This is a genomic window from Desulfovibrio sp. (assembly GCF_041907885.1).
In the GTDB taxonomy this organism is placed as follows: Bacteria; Desulfobacterota; Desulfovibrionia; order Desulfovibrionales; family Desulfovibrionaceae; genus Desulfovibrio.
The window spans coordinates 18,856-38,325 of record NZ_JAYRGM010000014.1 but is presented as its reverse complement, the minus strand read 5'-3'; the positions used below and the strand labels follow the sequence as shown (position 1 = coordinate 38,325).

12 protein-coding genes are annotated in these 19,470 nt (G+C 57.7%); 5 read left to right on the top strand and 7 right to left on the bottom strand.

What is annotated here, in order from left to right; all coding sequences use genetic code 11:
* Positions 1 to 153 precede the first annotated feature (153 nt).
* The 5 genes from ACE3NW_RS08530 to ACE3NW_RS08510 form a co-directional block, all read right to left on the bottom strand.
* Positions 154 to 864, bottom strand: a complete 711-nt coding sequence (locus ACE3NW_RS08530; protein WP_374282393.1) for an ABC transporter ATP-binding protein — start codon at positions 862 to 864, stop codon at positions 154 to 156.
* Positions 865 to 867: 3 nt separating this feature from the next.
* Entirely contained in the window at positions 868 to 1,638 is a 771-nt protein-coding gene (locus ACE3NW_RS08525; protein ID WP_374282391.1) for an ABC transporter ATP-binding protein, read from the bottom strand.
* Complete coding sequence (locus ACE3NW_RS08520) at positions 1,635 to 2,606, bottom strand: branched-chain amino acid ABC transporter permease (RefSeq protein WP_374282389.1); 972 nt, start codon at positions 2,604 to 2,606, stop codon at positions 1,635 to 1,637. The genes ACE3NW_RS08525 and ACE3NW_RS08520 overlap by 4 nt, the downstream gene beginning before the upstream one ends.
* The gene (locus ACE3NW_RS08515) at positions 2,603 to 3,508 is read right to left on the bottom strand and encodes a branched-chain amino acid ABC transporter permease (RefSeq protein WP_374282387.1); all 906 of its coding nucleotides are present in this window, start codon (positions 3,506 to 3,508) and stop codon (positions 2,603 to 2,605) included. Before ACE3NW_RS08515 ends, ACE3NW_RS08520 begins: the two co-directional genes overlap by 4 nt.
* Positions 3,509 to 3,665: 157 nt before the next feature.
* Positions 3,666 to 4,787, bottom strand: a complete 1,122-nt coding sequence (locus ACE3NW_RS08510) for a branched-chain amino acid ABC transporter substrate-binding protein (RefSeq protein ID WP_374282385.1) — start codon at positions 4,785 to 4,787, stop codon at positions 3,666 to 3,668.
* 638 nt (positions 4,788 to 5,425) lie between these two features.
* On the opposite strand from ACE3NW_RS08510, the gene ACE3NW_RS08505 reads away from it, so the two are divergent.
* From ACE3NW_RS08505 to ACE3NW_RS08485, 5 genes are all read left to right on the top strand, one after another.
* Positions 5,426 to 7,648 carry an amylo-alpha-1,6-glucosidase gene (locus ACE3NW_RS08505; protein WP_374282383.1) on the top strand — a complete coding sequence of 741 codons (2,223 nt, stop codon included), beginning with the start codon at positions 5,426 to 5,428 and terminating at the stop codon, positions 7,646 to 7,648.
* Positions 7,649 to 7,658: 10 nt separating this feature from the next.
* Positions 7,659 to 9,020: a glycosyltransferase gene (locus ACE3NW_RS08500; protein ID WP_374282381.1), complete on the top strand. Its 1,362-nt coding sequence runs from the start codon at positions 7,659 to 7,661 to the stop codon at positions 9,018 to 9,020.
* Complete coding sequence (locus ACE3NW_RS08495; RefSeq protein ID WP_374282379.1) at positions 9,020 to 10,276, top strand: glycoside hydrolase family 57 protein; 1,257 nt, start codon at positions 9,020 to 9,022, stop codon at positions 10,274 to 10,276. The genes ACE3NW_RS08500 and ACE3NW_RS08495 overlap by 1 nt, the downstream gene beginning before the upstream one ends.
* A 28-nt stretch (positions 10,277 to 10,304) precedes the next feature.
* On the top strand, positions 10,305 to 14,561 hold the full coding sequence (glgP, locus tag ACE3NW_RS08490) for an alpha-glucan family phosphorylase (protein ID WP_374282377.1): 4,257 nt from the start codon (positions 10,305 to 10,307) through the stop codon (positions 14,559 to 14,561).
* Between the two features lie 178 nt (positions 14,562 to 14,739).
* Positions 14,740 to 15,909 carry a serine hydrolase domain-containing protein gene (locus tag ACE3NW_RS08485; protein WP_374282375.1) on the top strand — a complete coding sequence of 390 codons (1,170 nt, stop codon included), beginning with the start codon at positions 14,740 to 14,742 and terminating at the stop codon, positions 15,907 to 15,909.
* A 90-nt stretch (positions 15,910 to 15,999) separates the two neighbouring features.
* Here ACE3NW_RS08485 and ACE3NW_RS08480 read toward each other — a convergent pair whose 3' ends face one another.
* Both ACE3NW_RS08480 and ACE3NW_RS08475 read right to left on the bottom strand, forming a co-directional pair.
* Positions 16,000 to 18,243 (bottom strand): GGDEF domain-containing protein, encoded by a 2,244-nt coding sequence (locus tag ACE3NW_RS08480; RefSeq protein ID WP_374282373.1) that lies wholly within the window; start codon positions 18,241 to 18,243, stop codon positions 16,000 to 16,002.
* Positions 18,244 to 18,784: 541 nt separating this feature from the next.
* Positions 18,785 to 19,456, bottom strand: coding sequence for an adenylate kinase (locus tag ACE3NW_RS08475; RefSeq protein ID WP_374282371.1), 672 nt, complete (start codon positions 19,454 to 19,456; stop codon positions 18,785 to 18,787).
* Between the last annotated feature and the right edge of the window lie 14 nt (positions 19,457 to 19,470).

The following is a 19,470-nucleotide window of genomic DNA, read 5'->3' as shown; positions in this document are numbered from 1 at the left end:
ACGGCGGAAGAGCCGCCGCGTTGGAATGGAAAAATATAGTTGAAAGCAAATTTCTGTCAAGTAAAACACGCAGAAAATTTTTTGGCAAGCCGTGGGGCGCAGGGCGTAACCTTATTGCCCGGTATTGCTGCAATTTATTCTGCGCCGGGGCGTTTATCCGCCCAGATATGCCTCGCGCACGCTAGCATTTGCCAAAAGATTTTCGGCCTTGTCTTCCATAACCACGCTGCCAACCTCCAGCACATAGCCGCGAGTGGCCAGCTTGAGGGCCGCGCGTGCGTTTTGCTCGACCAGCAGCACGGTGACGCCGCGTTTGTTGATGGCGCGCACAGTCTCAAAGATAGAGCGCACCAGCAGCGGGGCAAGGCCCAGTGAAGGTTCGTCGAGCAGCAGCAGGCGGGGTTCGGCCATGAGGGCACGGCCAATGGCCAGCATTTGCTGCTCACCGCCCGAAAGTGTGCCCGCAAGCTGGTGTTTGCGTTCCTGCAAGCGCGGAAAGAGGTCAAAAATCCATTCCAGCGTGCGTTCTCTGCGGGCCTTGTCTTCTATGCAAAAAGCGCCCAGACGCAGATTTTCGAGCACGCTCATGATGCCAAAAACGCGGCGGCCCTCGGGCGACTGGGCAATGCCAAGGCCCACAACCTTGTGGCTCGGCAGGCGCAGCAGATTTTGCCCTTCAAAAAGAACCTCGCCCTCAAAGGGGCGCACAAGACCGCTGATGGACAGCAGGGTTGTGCTTTTGCCCGCGCCGTTGGCCCCAAGAATGGTGACTATCTCGCCTTCTTCCACCCTCAGGTCGATGCCGTGCAGCACTTCAACGCTGCCGTACCGCACGCGAACATTAGACAATTGCAACAGGGACATGGCTTACCACTTTTCGTCGTCTGCGCCCAGATAGGCTTCGATAACGGCGGGATCCTGGCGCACGTCTTCGGGCTTGCCCTGGGCAATCATGGTGCCGTGTTCCAGCACCACCAGTTTTTCGCAAATCTTCATCACAAGGCGCATGTCGTGCTCGATAAGCAGCACGGTGATACCCCGGTCGCGTATGGCGCGGATTGTTTCAACCAGGGCGGCGGTTTCCTGGTCGTTCATGCCGCCAGCGGGCTCGTCCAGAATCACCAGGCGCGGGTCGGATGCCAGTGCGCGGGCAATTTCGAGCAGCCTCTGGTTGCCGTAAGAAAGGCCGCCCGCCGCTTCGGTGTACCGGTCGGCCAGACCCACAAACTGCAATTCTTCCATGCAGCGGGCCACGGCGGCTTTTTCTTCCGCCCTTTGGGCCGGGGTGTGCAGCATGCACGAAAGCAGGCCCGACTTCATGCGGCAGTGACGGCCCGCCAGAACGTTTTCTAGCACAGAGAGCCGCCCAAACAGCCGGATGGTTTGGAAGGTGCGGGCAATGCCCAGTTCCACCACCTTGTGGGGACGCGTGCCAGCAATGGACTGGCCGTCAAAAAAGATGCGCCCCGCCTCTGGCGTGTAGTTGCCGGTAATGCAGTTGAAAACCGTGGTCTTGCCCGCGCCGTTGGGGCCAATTAGGCCAACAATGCTGCCAGCTTCCACATCAAACGTAAGATCGTTGAGGGCCACAAGCCCGCCAAACATCTTGCTCATTTCTTCAAGGCGCAGCAGGGTCATGCGTGCCTCCCCTGGTCGGAGGCCGCAGGCGGCGTTTCCACACGGTAGCGCCGCTGCCGGGGGGGCAGCAGGCCCTGGGGCCGCCAGATCATCATAACCATCATGGCAAGACCGAATATGAGCATGCGCGCGTTGGAAAATTCGCGCAGCAGTTCTGGCAGGCCAATGAACATAAAGGCGCTGATGAGCACGCCAAGCTGGCTGCCACCAGAAAGAATGACCACTGCAAAGATGATCACCGATTCCATGAAATTGAATGATTCCGGCGCAATGGTGGTCATTTTTGCGGCATAGAGCGTGCCTGCCATGCCAGCCCAAAAAGCCCCCAGCACAAAGGCCGCCAGCTTGTAGTGGGTAACGTTGACCCCGCAGCCTTCGGCGGCCACATCGTCTTCCTTAATGTAGTTGAGGGCGCGGCCAAAACGCGAGTGCCACAGGCCGTAAAACAGCAGCAGGCTCAGGCCTACCATGCCCCACACCAGAAAATAGAACTGCATGCTTTTGACAATCTTGAAGCCAAAAAACATGGGTCTGCTGATGCCAAAAATACCGTTGGCACCGCCCGTGAGGCCAAAAACATCGTTGATCAGTGCGATGCGTACAATTTCAACAATGCCAATGGTCACAATCAACAGATAGTCGCCGCGCAGATGGATAATGGGCCGGGCCACCACCAGGGCAAAAATGGCTGCTGCCGCACCAGAGAGCGGCATGACCCAGAGTACGGGCCAGTGGCAAACAGTGTTGAGAATGGCGGTGGTGTATGCGCCCACGGCAAAAAACGCGGCATGCCCCATATGGAATATGCCCGCCTGCCCAAGAATGACATTGAGCGAGAGCGCCAGCAGGGCGTACAGGCCAATGCTTACGCACACATCGAGCCAGTAGGCGTTGCAAAAGAAGGGCAGGGCGCACAAAACAAGGCCCGCAGCCACATAGAGAGCGGTATTGCACGGAATATTTTTCATAATTTGTCCGCCGTGCGTTCGCCCAGAATACCTGTGGGGCGGATAATCAGAATGAGAATGAGCACGAGAAAGGCGATGGCGTCCTTCCAGGCAATGGCTATGTAGCCAGCGGCCAGGGCTTCGATAACGCCGAGCAAAAGCCCGCCCAGCATGGCCCCGGGAATGTTGCCAATACCGCCAAGAATGGCGGCGGTAAAGGCCTTGAGACCGTATGACCAGCCCATGGTAAAGTCGATCTGTCCGTAATAGATGCCCACCATCAGGCCCGCCGCGCCGCCGAGGCCGGGGCCGATCAAAAAGACCAGCGAGATGATGCGGTCAACATTGATGCCCATGAGCTGCGCAGCACCGGGGTCGATGGCAACGGCGCGAATAGCCGCGCCCGTGCGCGTGCGCTGGATAAAGGTAGAAAGTCCGAGCATCAGCACTATGCTGGCCGCAATAACCAGCAGGCGCACGCCGGGCACTTCAAGGCCGAGCAGATGCACCGTAAAGTCGGGGCGCAGATAGTCGGGGTACACGTAAAAACGAGCCCCGTACACCAGCATGACGGCATTCTGAAAAAATATGGATGCGCCGAGAGCCGAAACAACGGCAGAAAGACGGCCAGCATTGCGCAGGGGGCGGTATGCCGTGCGCTCAAGCAAAAAGCCTATGATCGCAACCAGCAGCGCAACCATGATAAAAACGGCGGCAACCGCCAGAAAGGGGTTGAGCGCACCGGCCATGTTGCAGCTGACAAGCAGGGTAAGCCCCAGATAGGCGCCAATGGTAAACAGGTCGCCGTGGGCAAAATTGATGAGCTTGAGCACGCCGTACACCATGGTGTACCCCAGCGCCACAAGCGCATAGATACCGCCCACGGCCAGGCCGTTCAAAAGCTGTTGGAGAAATTGTTCCATAATGTTCGGCGTTGGTACTCGGCATTTGGCGGGCGACCGGCATTCCGGTCGCCCGCCGTAATGAACGCGCCCGCAGCGGGCTACGCTTTTCGCCGGGGCGGTTTATGCTCCTGGCGTGTATCTGTGCAGCACGGGCGCGGCCTGTGGCCGCACCACACTACTTGGGCTGCAAAACAAAGTTGCCTGTGGCGTCCACCTTGTAGGTGCGGTAAAACTCGCCCACGCGGTCGCCCTTGGCGTTGAAGCCAAGGTTGCCAGAAAGACCGGGCATGCCCTTGAGCTCCTTGAGCCAGGCAGCCATGGCCTTGGGCGTGTCCTTGCCCGCTTCAAGCGCGCCTTCGATAACCTTGAAGGCGTCACCAGCAAGCACGGCCCACACCGAAACAGGCACGGTATTGTACTTGGCCTTGAAAGCCTTGAGGAATTCCTTGGCTTCAGGCGTGTCCATATCCTGGGGCAGCGGCGGGCTGATAAAGAAGTAGCCCGTGGCGGCCTCGGTACCGGCGATCTTTACCAGATCCTGATGGTTGGCGGCATCGCCGCCCATCATGGGAACATTCCAGCCCATTTCTTTTTTCTGCCGCAACAGCATGCCGGTTTCAGGGTAGTAACCGGTAAAGAAAACCAGGTCGGGGTTGGCGGCCTTGAGCTTGGTCAAAATGGCAGTGTAGTCGCGCTCTCCGGGGGTAAGAGCGTCATAAAACACAACTTTTGTGCCAGCCTTTTCAAGCACGGCCTTGGTTTCTTCTGCCAGACCCTTGGCGTAGGAAGAATTGTCGTGCAGCAGGGCTACAGCCTTGTAGCCACCTTTTTTAATGGCCTCGGCAGCAGAGTTGCCCTGCGCGTCGTCGCGCGGGCACGTGCGGAAAAAGAGCTGCAAGCCCTTTTCCGTCAGGCGCACGCTGGTAGAGCCGGTGCCGATCTGCACCAGTTCCGCTTCGTCCAGAATGCTCTGACTGGCTTCGGTCACGGCAGAGCCGTAGGTTCCGATAACAGCCACCACACCGGCAGAAGCCAGCTTTTGCGCGGCCAGAGCGGCAGTGCGCGGGTCGCCTGCGTCGTCCTCGACCACAAGCTGAACCTTGCGGCCCTTGATGCCACCCTTGGCATTCACATCGTCAACCAGCAGGGTGACAATGTTTTTCATGTCCAGACCTTCGGACGCCCATTTGCCCGTAAGCGGACACATGAGACCCACCTTGATGTCACCAGCCAGCGCCGCAACAGGCACAAGCAGGGTGAGGGCCAGAGCCCCGATCCAACGACCAAGTGCTTTCATGAACTACCCCCGTCAGGTATGCTGAAATTGTGAGCAACGAACAAGCGTACCCTAAAAATGAACAAAGAAAAAGCCCCCAGTGCGGCAGGGCAGCGCTTTACCGTGGGCCTGCATGCCCCCAGTGGTCTGGGCTGCTCACGTCGGGCGGGCTGTAGGCGTGCCATTTGAAAATGCAAAAAGATTTTTGGTTACACGCAATTTTTGCCTTACGTGTTTTTAAAATAAAATTGGGTTTTGTAATACTGCGGTCGTCAGGCTGTTGCCAGTTTGTCAACTGTCTTTGTGAACGTTGCAAGTGCTGCGCTTACCATGGAATTGCTGATCATACTCAGGCACGCTGAATAAAAACAAAAGAGCGTCTGGCTCGACATCTGAAATTTTATGGGATACGATAGAATCGTAAATACGGGGAGAAAAGTTGGTTACCCCAATGTTTTCCCCCTGTTGCGGTTTATGTGGTCAGAGTTCCGGCTGTTTCCGTTCCTCTCTGTGCCCTTGCTGCCGTAACCCTTCCACATAATATTGCCGCATATTTACCCGCCGCAGCGCTTGCCCGGCGGTATGACGGCAGTTGCGCCTCGTTTTCTCCATTCCGCAGCTTTCGCCGTCGCGCTTAAACCGTGCGTCAAGGAGGCCGTATGCGGTTCAGCTTTGACAAAGCAGCCTGCCAGAACACGCGCAGGGCCCTGCACCGGGAGTGGTTGCTCGCCAATCGGCGGGGGGACTGCTCGTGCAGCAGCATTTTGTGCTGCAATACGCGCAAATACCACGGTTTGCTTGCGGTCAATACACCGCAGGGCAGGCATGTGCTGCTCTCTGCCCTTGAGGAATCCGTCTTCGGCGGGGACAGGGAATTTTTCTTTTCCACCCGTCAGCACCCCGGCACGCTCTATCCCCACGGGCATGAATATCTTGAGGCCATTGAACTGGATCAATGGCCGAAAAGTGTTTACCGCGTGGGCGAGGTAAGCCTGAGCCGAGAGATTCTGCTGGCCCGTGAAACCAGCCGGGTTTTGTTGCGCTATGAGCTGCGCGGGCCAGAGGGAATTCCTCCGCTGGTGCTGCGCATCAAGCCCCTGCTGGCCTTTCGCAATGTTCATGCCCTCACGCGGGCCAACCCCTGCCTGCGGCACGACACGCAAAAGGTGGCGGGCGGCTTTGGCATACGCCCCTACGAAAGCCTGCCTTCGCTGTACATTCAGGCCGCCATGGTGGCCGACCCCGCCACAATGCCTGACGCGGCAGAAACGTATGGCGCGGCAGAAACAAAAGAGCGGCAAGCTTCTGCCCAGACCGTCAGCTTTGTTCCCGCGCCAGACTGGTTTCGCAACGTGGAATATTTTGAGGAGCGCGAGCGCGGCTTTGACGACAGCGAAGACCTGTTCATGCCGGGCGTGCTCGAAATAGCCCTGCCCCCCCTGCCGCAGGGCGGCTGCGTGTATGTGGCCGCCGGTACGGAACCGTGCCCAGGCAGCAGTTCTGGTGGCAGCGCAGGCAGTTGCGCCGATGAGCTTGTCCGGCAGTGGAAGGCCGAAAGCCGAACCCGCACCGCCGCCCACACGGCGGCAGAACTCAAGGGCGGCGGGCTGGTGGGGCAGCTGAGCCATGCCGGGGAGCAGTTTTGCATCACCACGCCATCGGGTCGGCCCGCCGTGCTTGCCGGTTACCCCTGGTTTGACGCCTGGGGCCGCGATACGCTCATCAGCCTGCCAGGGCTGACATTCCACGCCGGGCGCGAAGAATTTGGCCTGCGTGTGCTGGCCGATCTTGGTCAGCATATCCGCAACGGACTTGTGCCCAACATGTTTTCCGAGTCTGGCGAGCACGCCTACAACTCTGTGGATGCCTCGCTGTGGTACGCCTTTGCCCTGCAACAGATGCTGACAACGGTTCCCGATGGTCTGGCCTGGGCGCAGCAGCATGCCTGGGAAGCGCTTAAATCCATCATCAAGGGCTACCGTCGCGGGCCGGGCATGGGTATTTTTGTGGATGCCGAGGGCCTGCTGCACGCGGGCGATGCCCACACCCAGCTCACCTGGATGGATGCCCAGGTGGACGGCCAGCCTGTTACACCCCGTCACGGCTGCCCGGTTGAAGTCAATGCCCTTTGGTACAATACCCTTGCCTTTGCCGACAGCCTTGCCGCCGCCTTCCGCGAACCGCTGCTCACTGGCGAGCGCCAGCGCGCCGCCCTGCGCGATGCGTTTTTGCGCCGTTTTTGGACCAACGACGACGGCGGGCATCTGGGCGATGTGTGGCGTGATGGCCAGCTCGACCGCAGCGTGCGTCCCAACCAGATATTTGCGGTTTCGCTGCCGCATGCGGTGCTTATCGATGATTGCCACGCCCAGGTGGTGGAATGCGTGCGCAACCGTCTGCTCACGCCCTATGGGTTGCGCACCCTTGCCCCTGATTCTCCCGCCTATGTGGGGCGTTACGGCGGCAATGCCCACAGCCGCGACGCGGCCTACCATCAGGGAACCGTATGGCCCTGGCTGCTGGGCCATTATACCGATGCCCTGCTGCAAACCGCCTGGGATCTGAACGGTGCTGTGCAGGGGCTGCTTGATACGCTTACCCCGCTGTTTTGCAAGCATCTGTGCGAGGCGGGCATGGGGAGTATTTCAGAAGTGTTTGACGGTTCGCCGCCGTATGCACCTGGTGGCTGCACCGCCCAGGCCTGGAGCGTGGCAGAGTGTCTGCGCATGCTCAAAAACATGCAAAGAGCCGCACCAGAAATATACAGTCAATGGGAGTGGCAGGTGGCCCGCTGTCTGGCCAACCCCTCTTCTGGCGACAAAACCGGCGTGTGCCGAGCAGCCATGACCGTTTACCCGGTAACACCCGGCAGCGAGGAGTAGGTATTCCGTCATGCGAGTGCTTATGTTTGGGTGGGAATTTCCGCCCCATATCAGCGGGGGGCTGGGTACGGCATGTTTTGGCATGACGCAGGCCCTGGCAAAAAAAGGTGCGGAAATCATCTTTGTGTTGCCCCGTGTGGAAGGGAGCGCCGGGCAGAACGGATTTTTGCGCATGCGCGGGGCATCGGGCACGCCCGTGAGCCAGCAGGTTGCCGAAAGCATGGCCGTTGCAGGGCAAGACCTGTGGGCCAGCAGCATACGCTGCCTGCCGGTGGAAAGCCCGCTGGTTCCCTACCTGACTCCCCAGGGCTATGCCGAAGCGCTGGAATATCTGCGGCAGGGGCCGCAATGCACGGTTACCAGCCAGTGCGTTGGCCATATCCCCGGCAGTTATGCGCACGCTGTTTCTGGCGGAGAGTCCGTAACCTTTGAGCTGCACGGGGGCTACGGGCCAGACCTCATGACCGAGGTACACCGCTACAGCAGGCTTGCCGCCGCCATTGCGGTGCAGGAAAATTTTGACGTCATCCACGTACACGACTGGATGACCTATCCGGCGGGCATGCTGGCCAGGGCGCTCACGGGCAAACCGCTGGTGGCGCATATCCACGCCACGGAATACGACCGCAGCGGCCTGAATATCAACGAGCAGGTGGCGGGCATCGAGCGCGCCGGGCTCAACGCAGCCGATGTGGTGGTTGCCGTAAGCCGCCTGACGCGCAAAACCGTCATCGAGCGCTACGGCGCAGCGCCAGAAAAGGTTGTGGTGGTTCACAATGCCGTGGCCCGGCACGAGGCCCAGCGGCACTATCTTGTGCCAGAGCGCATACGGCACGAAAAGCGCGTGCTGTTTCTGGGCCGCGTCACGTTTCAGAAAGGGCCGGAATATTTTATGGAAGCGGCCCGTCTGGTGCTGCAAAAGATCCCCAACGTGCGCTTTTTTATGGCTGGCAGCGGCGACATGCTGCCAGAGCTTATCCGCAGGGCGGGGCAGCTGCGCATTGGCAAGCGCTTCCATTTTGCCGGATTTTTGCGCGGTCAGGACGTGGACCGCATGTTTGCCCTCAGCGATCTATACGTCATGCCATCCGTTTCAGAGCCCTTTGGCATCACGCCGCTTGAGGCCATGCTCTACGATGTGCCGGTGCTGCTCTCGCGCCAGTCTGGCGTTTCGGAAGTGCTGGAGCACGCCCTGAAGGCCGATTTTTGGGATACCACCGACATGGCAGACAAAATATGCGCCGTGTTGCGCTATCCCTGCCTTGCCGCCGAGCTGGTGAAAAACTGCCGGGAAGAAATGAAGTCCATTCGCTGGGAAAATGCCGCCCACCAGTTGCTGACCATTTACCGGGATGTCATTGGAGGTCACTGATGCCTGCGCTATGTCTGTGCTTTACCATCCACGAGCCCTACCAGTTACGCCGGTATACCGTTTTCGACATGGGGCAGAGCTCTGTTTACGAAGATGACGACCGCAACTGCGAGGCTGTGCTGCGTGCCTCACGCCTGTGTTATCTGCCAGCCTGCGAAATGCTGCTCAAACTTGTGCGCAGGTTTGAGGGCGCGTTTGTGGTTTCGCTGTGTGTTTCTGGCACTGCCCTTGATCTTTTTGAACAGTACGCCCCAGAAGTGACAGAAAGCCTCGGTGCGCTGGCGGCCACGGGCTGCGTGGAATTTGTGGCCGAAACCTCTGCGCACTCGCTGGCATTTCTGTATTCGCGCGAAGAATTCGACCGGCAGGTCAAGACGCAGAGCGCCAGGATCAAAAGCCTTTTTGGCAAAAAGCCCACAAGCTTCATGCACACCGAGTGCGTGTTCAACAACGATCTGGCCGCAGCCCTGCAACAGCTTGGCTTCAAGACAGCTCTGGCCCAGGGCACGGATCATGTGCTTGGCTGGCGCAGCCCCAATTGGGTTTACCGCCCTGTTTCTGGCCCCAGGATGAACCTTTTGCTGCGCAACGCCGCCCTTTCAGACGACATGGGCCTGCGTTTTGGCGACAGAACCTGGAGCGGATGGCCCCTTACTGCAGAAAAATATGCCTCGTGGCTCCACAGTTTGGCAGATCATGCGGATGTGATTAATATCTTTAATGATATTCATATGTTTGGTCTGCGGCATGCGCACGATTCGGGCATATTCGACTTTATGGCGGCCCTGCCCGAAGCCCTGCTGGCCGACAGCCGCTTCAGCTTTGTCACGCCCGCATCACTGGCCGGAAAGCACAAGCCTGCGGGCGAAGTGGACGTGCCGCAGTTCATGTCGTGGGAGGATTCGGGAAACGACCTCACCTCGTGGCTTGGCAACGACATGCAAAAAGACGCTATCCACGCCCTCTACAGCCTTGCCGCCCGCGTGCGCGCCAGTGGCGACAAAATGCTGCTGCACGATTTTGCGCGCCTGCAAACCGCCGACCACTTCCGCCACATGTCCACCAAGTGGTTTTCTGGCCCGCGTCAGGACAGGCCCAATCCTTTCGACAGCCCCTACGATGCCTACATAACCTACATGAATGTTCTGGCCGACCTTGAATTGCGCCTTGATGCCGCCGAGCTGGCCAGCAAGACAGTCAAAACGCGCAGACCAAGCCAAAGCCGCCTCAGTTCAGGAACTGGAGCCTCAGCCTGATTGAATGGCCTTTCCATAAGGAGAAACCATGAATTTTGAAAATAATTCGGTCACACTGTTTGAGGTAAGCTGGGAAGTCTGCAACAAGGTGGGCGGCATTTTTTCTGTGGTCAGCAGCAAGGCCTTGCAGGCTGTGGAACAGTTTGGCGAGGATTACTTTCTTCTTGGCCCGGCCCTGGCCGAAAATCCCGGCTTTGAAGAAACAGACGAAAATGTGTGGGATTCCCTTAAAATGGCCTTTGCCACAAGGGATCTCAAGTGCCGCATGGGCCGCTGGAACATCCCCGGCAGGCCCAAGGTGATACTGGTCGATTTTGCCAAGCGGTATTCGAGCAACCAGCTTTTGTACGATCTGTGGAAGGGCTACGGCGTTGATTCGCTCTCTGGCGGCTGGGATTACATTGAGCCGGTCATGTTTGCCACGGCCTGCGGCGCGGTTATTGCGGCCATTCACGAAAGCCGCGTTGAACCAGTGGAAGGGCGCAGCGTGGCCCTGTTCCATGAGTGGATGTGCGGCGCGGGCCTGCTGTCTCTTAAAAAACTTGCACCCGGCATTGGCACTGTTTTTACCACCCACGCCACCATGCTTGGGCGGGCCATGGCCGGAACCGGGCGCGACATCTATTCAAACCTGCGCAACATCAATCCGGCCAACGAGGCCGCAGCCCTGAACATCACGGCCAAGTGGTCGCTTGAAGGGGCCAGCGCGCGCGAGGCCGATGTTTTTACCACGGTTAGCCCCATTACCGGCGAGGAATCCACGGTTCTGCTGGGCCGCCAGCCCGATGTGATCACCACCAACGGTCTGGATATGCGGCTTGTGCCTGATTATTCGGTGGACCGGGCGCTTCCGGTGGCACACCGGGCGCGCATTGTGGCGGCCGCAAACCGGTTTCTGCGTTGCGAACTGCCAGAAAATACCCGTATTTTTGCCATTTCTGGTCGGTACGAGATGCATAACAAGGGCGTGGATATCTTTCTTGATGCCCTTGCCCGCATGGAGCAGAGCCTTGCAGGAACGGAAGCGTCCATTCTGGCCCTGTGCCTCGTCATGGGCGGGCATACGGGCGTTAACACCGCCGCTGTTAACGGCGAACCCGGCGCGGATGACAACGGTCAGCCGTTTATCTGCTCCCATTTTGCCTGGAATGCCCCGCAAGACCCCATCCTCAATGCCTGCCGCCGTCTGGGGCTCAACAACCGCCCGGAAAACAAGATAAAGGTTATTTTTGTGCCGGCCATGCTCAATGGCGAAGACGGCTTTTTGAATATGCCGTATGACGAGGTAATGTCGGCCTGCGATGTGGGCTGTTTTCCCTCGTGGTACGAACCCTGGGGCTACACCCCGCAGGAAAGCGCGGCCTGGGCCGTGCCCACGCTGACAACGGATCTTTCGGGCTTTGGCATGTGGGCCAAGGGGCAGTTGCAGGAGGATGCCGCTTCGCAAAACGGCGTGTGCGTCATGCTGCGGCGCGGCATGAATTTTGAGCAGAGCGCAACCGTGCTGCACGAGCATCTGATGCGGGCGGCCACCTGCGCGGTGGACAATCTGCCGCAGTGGAGGGCCGAGGCACGGGCGCTGGCAGAAAAAACATCGTGGCAGTTCTTTTTTGAAAATTACATCACGGCCTTTACCATGGCCCTCAAAAAGGCCTCCAGCCGTGTAAACTGCGATGCCGGGCATGTGGCCCTGGCCCGCGTGCTTTCCACCTCGTGTTCCACAACGCCATTCCTGCGCCCCATCATGGCCGTGGCCGAAGTACCAGAAGAGCTCGCCCGGCTGCGCGACATTGCCCGCAACGTGTGGTGGTGCTGGCACGACAAGGCCAAGGCCCTGTTCATGGCGCTCAGCCCCTCGCAGTGGGAAAACTGGCGCAATCCCTTGCAGATGCTCGAACAGGCGTCGCCTGAGCGCTTTCGGGATCTGCTGGAAAACGAAGACTACATGAGCATGTACCGCGAGGTTGTGGCCAAGTTCGATGCCTATATGGCAGAGCCCATCCGCTCGTTGAGCGAGGATGTGACGCCCGAAGCCCCCATTGCGTACTTTTCGACAGAATACGGTTTGAGCGAATCCATTCCCATTTATTCCGGCGGGCTGGGCGTGCTCTCTGGCGACCATCTCAAATCGGCCTCGGATATGGCAATTCCCCTTGTGGCTGTGGGGCTTTTGTACAAAAACGGCTACTTCCGGCAGGATATAGATTCTGAAGGCCGTCAGGTGGCGCAGTACCCGGTAAACAATTTTGGTCTTTTGCCCATATCCATGGTGTACGATGCCGACAAACAGCCGGTTTACGTGCAGCTTGAGCTGCCGGGCCGCCTGCTGTTTGCGCGGGTATGGAAGCTGGCCGTGGGCCGCATAACCCTGTACCTCATGGATACGGACACGCGCCGCAATACCGACGAAGACCGCCGCATTACCGACAAACTGTACGAGGCCAACCGCGAGGTGCGGCTGTTGCAGGAAATGCTGCTGGGTATGGGCGGCATGCGCATGCTGCGCACGTTGCGCATTACGCCAAGTGTTTTTCACATGAATGAAGGGCATTCGGCCTTTATGGCCATGGAGCGCATGCAGGAGTGCCTGAGCCTGGGCATGAACTATGCCGAGGCCACGGTGCGGGTGCGGTCCAATACGGTATTCACCACCCATACGCCCGTACCTGCTGGCAACGAATCTTTTTCGCTGGAGCTTATGGAGCGGTATTTTGGCGGCATAGCGGCCAATCTGGGTATCTCGTGGCAGCAGTTTGTGCAGCTTGGGCAGATTGAGGGCGGCAACAGCAATGCCTTTGAGATGACCGTGCTGGCCCTGCGCCATTCGTGCTGGGCCAATGGTGTCAGCCGCCTGCACGGTGTTGTTTCGCGTCATATGTGGAACAACCTGTGGAAGAGCCTGCCCGTGGCCGAAACCCCCATCAGCCATGTGACCAACGGTATTCACGTGCCCTCGTATGTGGGCAGCTGGATGAACGAACTGCTGCGCCAGTATCTTGGTTCTGGCTGGATGCAGGCCCCCCCAGGCTCCGGCGTGTGGGACAAGGTGGACCAGATTCCCGACGAGGCATACTGGGCAGCCCGCATGCACCAGAAGGAAGCCCTGCTCGACGATCTGCGCCGCCGCATACCGGACTTTATCCAGAAGTACCATTTGCCGTCCGACGAGCGCAAACGTATGGAATCCATGCTCAAGCCAGATACGCTCATCATCGGCTTTGCCCGGCGCTTTGCCCCCTACAAGCGGGCCACGCTCATTTTTGCCGACCCGGACAGGCTGGCGCGCATTCTCAATAACGCCAACAGGCCTGTGGTACTGGTATTTTCGGGCAAGGCGCACCCGGCGGACGAGGCGGGTATCAACCTGATTCAGGAAGTGCTGCGCATGTCCCGCGACCCTCGCTTTTTGGGCCGCATATTCTTTATCGAAAACTACAGCCTGGCGGTGTCGCGCATCATGGCCCAGGGCTGCGACGTGTGGCTCAACACCCCGCGTCGTCCGCACGAGGCATCGGGTACAAGCGGCATGAAACTGCCGGTCAACGGCGGCATCAACCTGAGCATATCGGACGGCTGGTGGTGCGAGGGCTATAACCGCCAGAACGGCTGGACCATCGGCCCCGTGGTTTCCACCGAGCTGCCCAGCAGCGAGCAGAATGACTATGCGGATGCTGAAGCACTGTATTCGCTGCTGGAGAATGCCGTTGTTCCGCTGTACTTTGAACGCAACGAGGCCGATCTGCCGCAGGAGTGGATAAACACTTCCAAACGTTCGCTCAAAAGTCTCACGGCCATGTACAGCAGCAACCGCATGCTGACAGATTATATCCGCCAGTTTTATCTGCGGGCAGCGCACAGGCGCAACATGCTGCGCGAAAACAGCTGGGAGGCTTGCCGGGCGCTGGCAAACTGGCAAAACAGCCTGCCCGCGCGTTTTTGCACGTTGAAGGTGGATGAGCTGACCATCAGCGGTATTGAAGACAATACCATGATCTGCGGCGAACCCGTGAGCGTGCAGCTGCGCATGCACCTTGGCGAAATGCAGGCCGAAGAAATACTTGTGCAGCTGGTTATCGGCAGGGCGCTGCCCAATGGCAGCTTCCGCGACAAGCCCGAAATACTGCGGCTTGAACCACGCGGGGGTGTTAAAGAGCAGAACGACATGCGCTATGTGGCCAGTTACATTCCCTCGTTCAGCGGTCACTACCGCTACGGCGTGCGTATCATGCCCGTGCATCCGGCGCAGGCCTCGCCGCTGGAGACAGACCTCATTCTCTGGGCCTGACACGGCCTGACTCAAAAAAACTGTTTTGCCGCGCCCGGTGTTATTGGATGCCGGGCGCTTTTTTTGTGCGGGCCGTTTATTGCCAACAAACGGCCCGTGCCCTATGGTCAATAGACATGCCCAATATCAGGCACACCATGCGTGGCACGGCCTGCACCGCAACCCCAGGGAGAAATGCATGATCCACTCCTGCCTTTTTTCGACCCGTATTGTCGCCGCACCCAGGCTTGCCCGGCTGGCGGCCATGCTTTGCATTGCGTGCATGGTGCTCACTGCCTGCGCGGGCAAAAAACCGCATCAGGACGAAAGCGTGCGCGGCATTGTTGTGGACCTGGCCGCTAAAAAAGCCGCCGAACCCGACGTGCCGGGCCTTTCTGTAGCCGTGCTGCGCCATGGGCAGGATGCCCCGATATGTGCAGCCTTTGGCACAGCATCGCTGGAGAATCCCGTACCTGTAACAACAGCCTCGCGTTTTAAGATTGGCTCCATCACCAAGGTTTTCACTGCCACGCTCATTCACCGGCTTATTGAAGAGGGTAAACTGGGCTATGATACGCCCATCAACCGGTTTTTCCCCACCTATCCCAATGGCAAGGGCATCACCGTGCGCAATCTGCTGGAGCATACATCGGGCATACCCGAAATGCTTGCCCAGCCAGCAGTGCTGCAAAATCTGGCCCGCGATTGGCCCGCAGAAGAGCTTATTGGCATGGTGGCAAAACAGCCCCCCCTGTTCAAACCCGGAACGCAACAGCGTTATTGCAATACCGGCTTTCTCATGCTTGCCGTTATTGCCGAAAAAATCACGGGCCGCACCTATGCGGAGCAGATACGCGAAGTGTTTGTGGACAAGCTGGGCATGAAGACCCTGCTGACAGGGGTGGACGGCGCTGTTGTACCCCGGCTGGTGAGCGGGTACAGCGGCAGTGACGGCGAAATGCAGCTGCCCCTTGCCGCCAGTATCGCCATTGCGCTTGGCACGGGCAATCTGGTTGCCTCGCCCGATGATGTGGTGCGGCTGGTCAATCTTGACCGTCTGCTGAAAAACAAGGTTCTGGAAACCCTGCCCCTCAGACCGCTGGTTTTGACAGACGGCAAGGAAGCTGTGTACGCCTCAAAAAGCAGCCATTACCTCAGCAGCGAGCTCGATGGCTGCACGCTGTTTTTGTTCAGCGAACCCAAGATAGATCTGATTGGCAAACTTGGCTCGTTTCCCGGTTTTGGCTCCGCATTTTTTTATGACCGCCAGACAGGATACGGGGTGGCAGTCAGTATCAATAATGAAAAAGCCATACCGCAGGCCATTGCCCTGGGTGCGGAAATTCTGAATGCCCTGCGGCACAGATAGAGCTGCTGCCCAGTCCCGATATTGGCCTTAAGATGTAAACGGGCGGCTGTTGCTACAACAGCCGCCCTTTCTGCATGCACAATACGGTGGCTACTGCACGGGAGAATCCTTGGAGGGGCTGTCGCTCATCTCTCTATAAAATACGCACCTGTTGCGGCCCATTTTTTTTGCCGCGTAGGTGGCCTTGTCTGCCTTGTTGAACAGTTCAACATACGTTTTGCCGTCTCTTGGGCAACAGGCCACGCCAACGCTGGCGGTGAGGGTAAGGCACGAGTTCTGGTCACAGCACTCTGTGCGCAGCTGTTCCACCAGAGTGAGCGCCCGCTCGCGGATGGAGTGCAAGGACATTTTCTCCGTACAGAAAACCAGAAATTCGTCACCGCCCACACGGCCCACAATGTCTACGCCACGAAAGTTGCGGCGTATGATCTGGGCCATGTCAAAAATGGCCTTGTCACCCATGGCATGACCAAAGCGGTCGTTGATGCCCTTGAAGTTGTCAAAGTCAATCATGAACATGGCGTACATCTGCGGCAGGGGAGATTCGTGCATTTCCAGAAACTGCGAAACCGCTTTCTCTGTGCTCATTTTGTTGCGCATGCCCGTGCCGCTGTCGCGTGTGGCCTGGGTGCGCAGCTGTAGTTCCAGTGCCTTTTGCTGGTCAATGTCGGTGATGATGCCGATGGCGTAAATGGGCGTGCCCTGTGTGTTGGCAATGCATGAAGCCTCAACACGAAACCAGCGGTATTCGCCTTCTGCGGCGCGCAGGCGTATCTCTGCCGTACATTTGTGCTGGTGGGGCGCGAGCCTCACTTCCTTCTGGAAGGCGAGCAGACGCTCCCGGTCATCGGGAAACAGCGGAATGGCCGTATCAGTTTCCAGTATGTTGAAAACAGAGCCAAAAGTGTGCAGCCACTGCGGCGAACACGAAAAATAGCCGCTGGCAAGATTCTGTTCAAAAATATTGATGTCGTGCTGTTCCAGAATAAACTGGTGGCGCTCGTCGGATATGCGTTTGGAGAGAGCGGCTTCCTTGTTGTTGGTGATGTCGAATACAATGCTCTGGATATAGGAGCGCCCGTGTTCAATCCTGACCTCGGCCCCCTTGTGGTACAGCCATACAAGCGCGCCAGATTTGGCGCGGGTTCTGTATTCCACATCAATGGGCTGGTCGTTTTTTATCTGTCTGCGCATGGTGCGCAATACGGAATCGCGGTCCTGCTCGTAAATGGTGGCCGCAAAACTGTTGCCGTAGGCTTTTTCAAATTCGGCATCTGTAAAGCCAAGCATTTTTTTGTAGTTTGGGCTGATAAAGAGAAACGTGCCGTCAGGGCTGAAAAACTTGAGCACACCGCCAGAAATGCTGGCGATAATAGTGCGGTAGTCCTCTTGCTGGCGGCGCAGCTTGCGCGAGGAATTGCGCTCAAGCAGCAGAACAAAGGTGATGATTATGCCCGCAAGTATGGCCAGACGCCACACAAGCTCATTGGTGATAAGCGTTTGCTTGGAAACAGCGGCATTGCCCACGCCCTGGGGAACAAGCGAAACCATGCGCCAGCCAAAGCGATCAATGGGGCTGGTGGCCACAAACAGGCCCATGGTGCTGTCAAAAAAAGAAGCCGGCGACTGCTGAGAATCGGAAAGCGCCTGCCTTAGCCGGTCTGTAACGGCTGCGGGCAGGCCTTGGCTTGCAAAGGATGGAAAAAGGTTTTCCATGCTTTTGCCGGGCGGCGGAGCCACAAATATGGGGTCTCCCTGAGCATTGAGGACCAGATTGTAGGTATTGCTGCCAAAGGCCCAGGTTTCCAGATTGGTTTCAATGCCCTCGGCGGGAAATTCACTGATTATAACGGCCTTGACCCTGTTTTGCACCACCATGGGGTTGGCCACAATCAAAAGACGCTGTTTGTCTGTGCCACCCTCTGTGTCAACCTGGGTTTTACCTTCGCGGGCCTGCAAAAAAACTGCATTCCGGCTGAGATCTACCTGGGCACCGCTGCCATCGTGTCCCTTGCCCCAGCCATCTACAATGCTGAAGCGCCGCACCCCGTGTGCATAAAACAGGGGGGCAACGGCAAGAACTTCTTCCCGGCTGGCACCGCTGTTGTTTTGTGCCAGATACTTGGTCAGACCGTTCATTTCCATCATGCTGGCGCGGACAGTCTGATAAAAGTTGTTGCTGGCGCGCGCATTGACCTCGGCCAGTCTTGTGAGGGTGCTGTTTGAAAGGTTCGAGGTGGTGTCGGTGGCGTAGTCGTGGATAAAGAAAATGGGCGTTAGAAAAAGCAGTATTAATATTACGAATGAAATTAGTGGCTTGGATATTTCTGGCATGTCTCAGTATCCATGGTGCTTGAACCAGGCTTGGGGGGTGAGACTAAAGCCCCGGGAAAACCAGGGCTAATATTCGCTCGGCTTGCACACTGCATTGGCGAAATGACAGGAACTGTTGCGTGGGCCTGGACAGATAAAAATCTGTACCACAGCCCAATGCTGGGATTGAAAGTCTGTTTCTGTAACAGCATGATCTTTGGCAGGTTAGTGCAAAGTATGCGTTTAAGCAGTGGTCTTGAAAGTTTCATGCCTTTATGAATGATTTTCAAATATTGTCAATAGGTATTTGAATGTTGTTGTTGTATTAATTTAAGATTTTTTAACTGAATGTTTTAATTGGTAAAATTTTTAATCAAGATGTGATGCTGTCACAACTTGGGGTATTGCTTTGCGCAGGCATGTAGGATTGGGCACATGTGCCTGTAAAAAACAGCAAGAGGCCCCGCCTGTGGCAGGGCCTCTTGCATATGGCGTTTGCAGAATGCCTGCGTGCATAACCCGCAGGGGTCAGGCGGCAGGGCTGCAACTGCAAAAAAGCAGATTAGGCAAGCTTGGAGAGCAGGGTTTCCTTGATGGAATCAATGCTGCCTTCGCCGTTCAGTTCAATGTACTTGGTCTTGCCGGCGCCAGCCAGATCTTTGTAGTAATACGCGGCGGCCAGGGTACCGTCGGTGGTATTGTAGTAAATGTCGTGGCGCTTGCCGATGGCGGCTTCGTCCTGGTCGTCAGAGCGGCAGGAGAGTTCGCCGCCACAGACGCGGCACACGTCGCCGTTGGGCTTGATGGCGTCGATGAAGATGTTGTTGGGGTGGTTGTTGTTGTTCTTGCAAAGGCGGCGGCCCATGATGCGGTTTTTGGCCACTTCGCGGGGCAGCAGAATTTCAACCACGTAATCAAGCTGCATGCCTTCTTTCTGAAGGGCGTCCCACAGCTTCTGGGCCTGCACCATGTTGCGGGGGAAGCCGTCGAGCAGCCAGCCCTGCTGACCCTTGGTCTTCAGGGTTTCCAGCACCATGGGAATGGTGATGTCATCGGGCACGAGGTCGCCGCGATCAATGTAAGCCTTGGCTTTTTTGCCCAGCTCGGTGCCGCCGCCGATGTGCTCACGGAAGATGGCACCGGATTCGATGTGGGCGAGGTTGTACTTCTGCTTGATCAGGTCGCCCTGAGTGCCTTTGCCGCTGCCGTTGGGGCCAAAAATAAGGATGTTCACTGGTACTCTCCTTG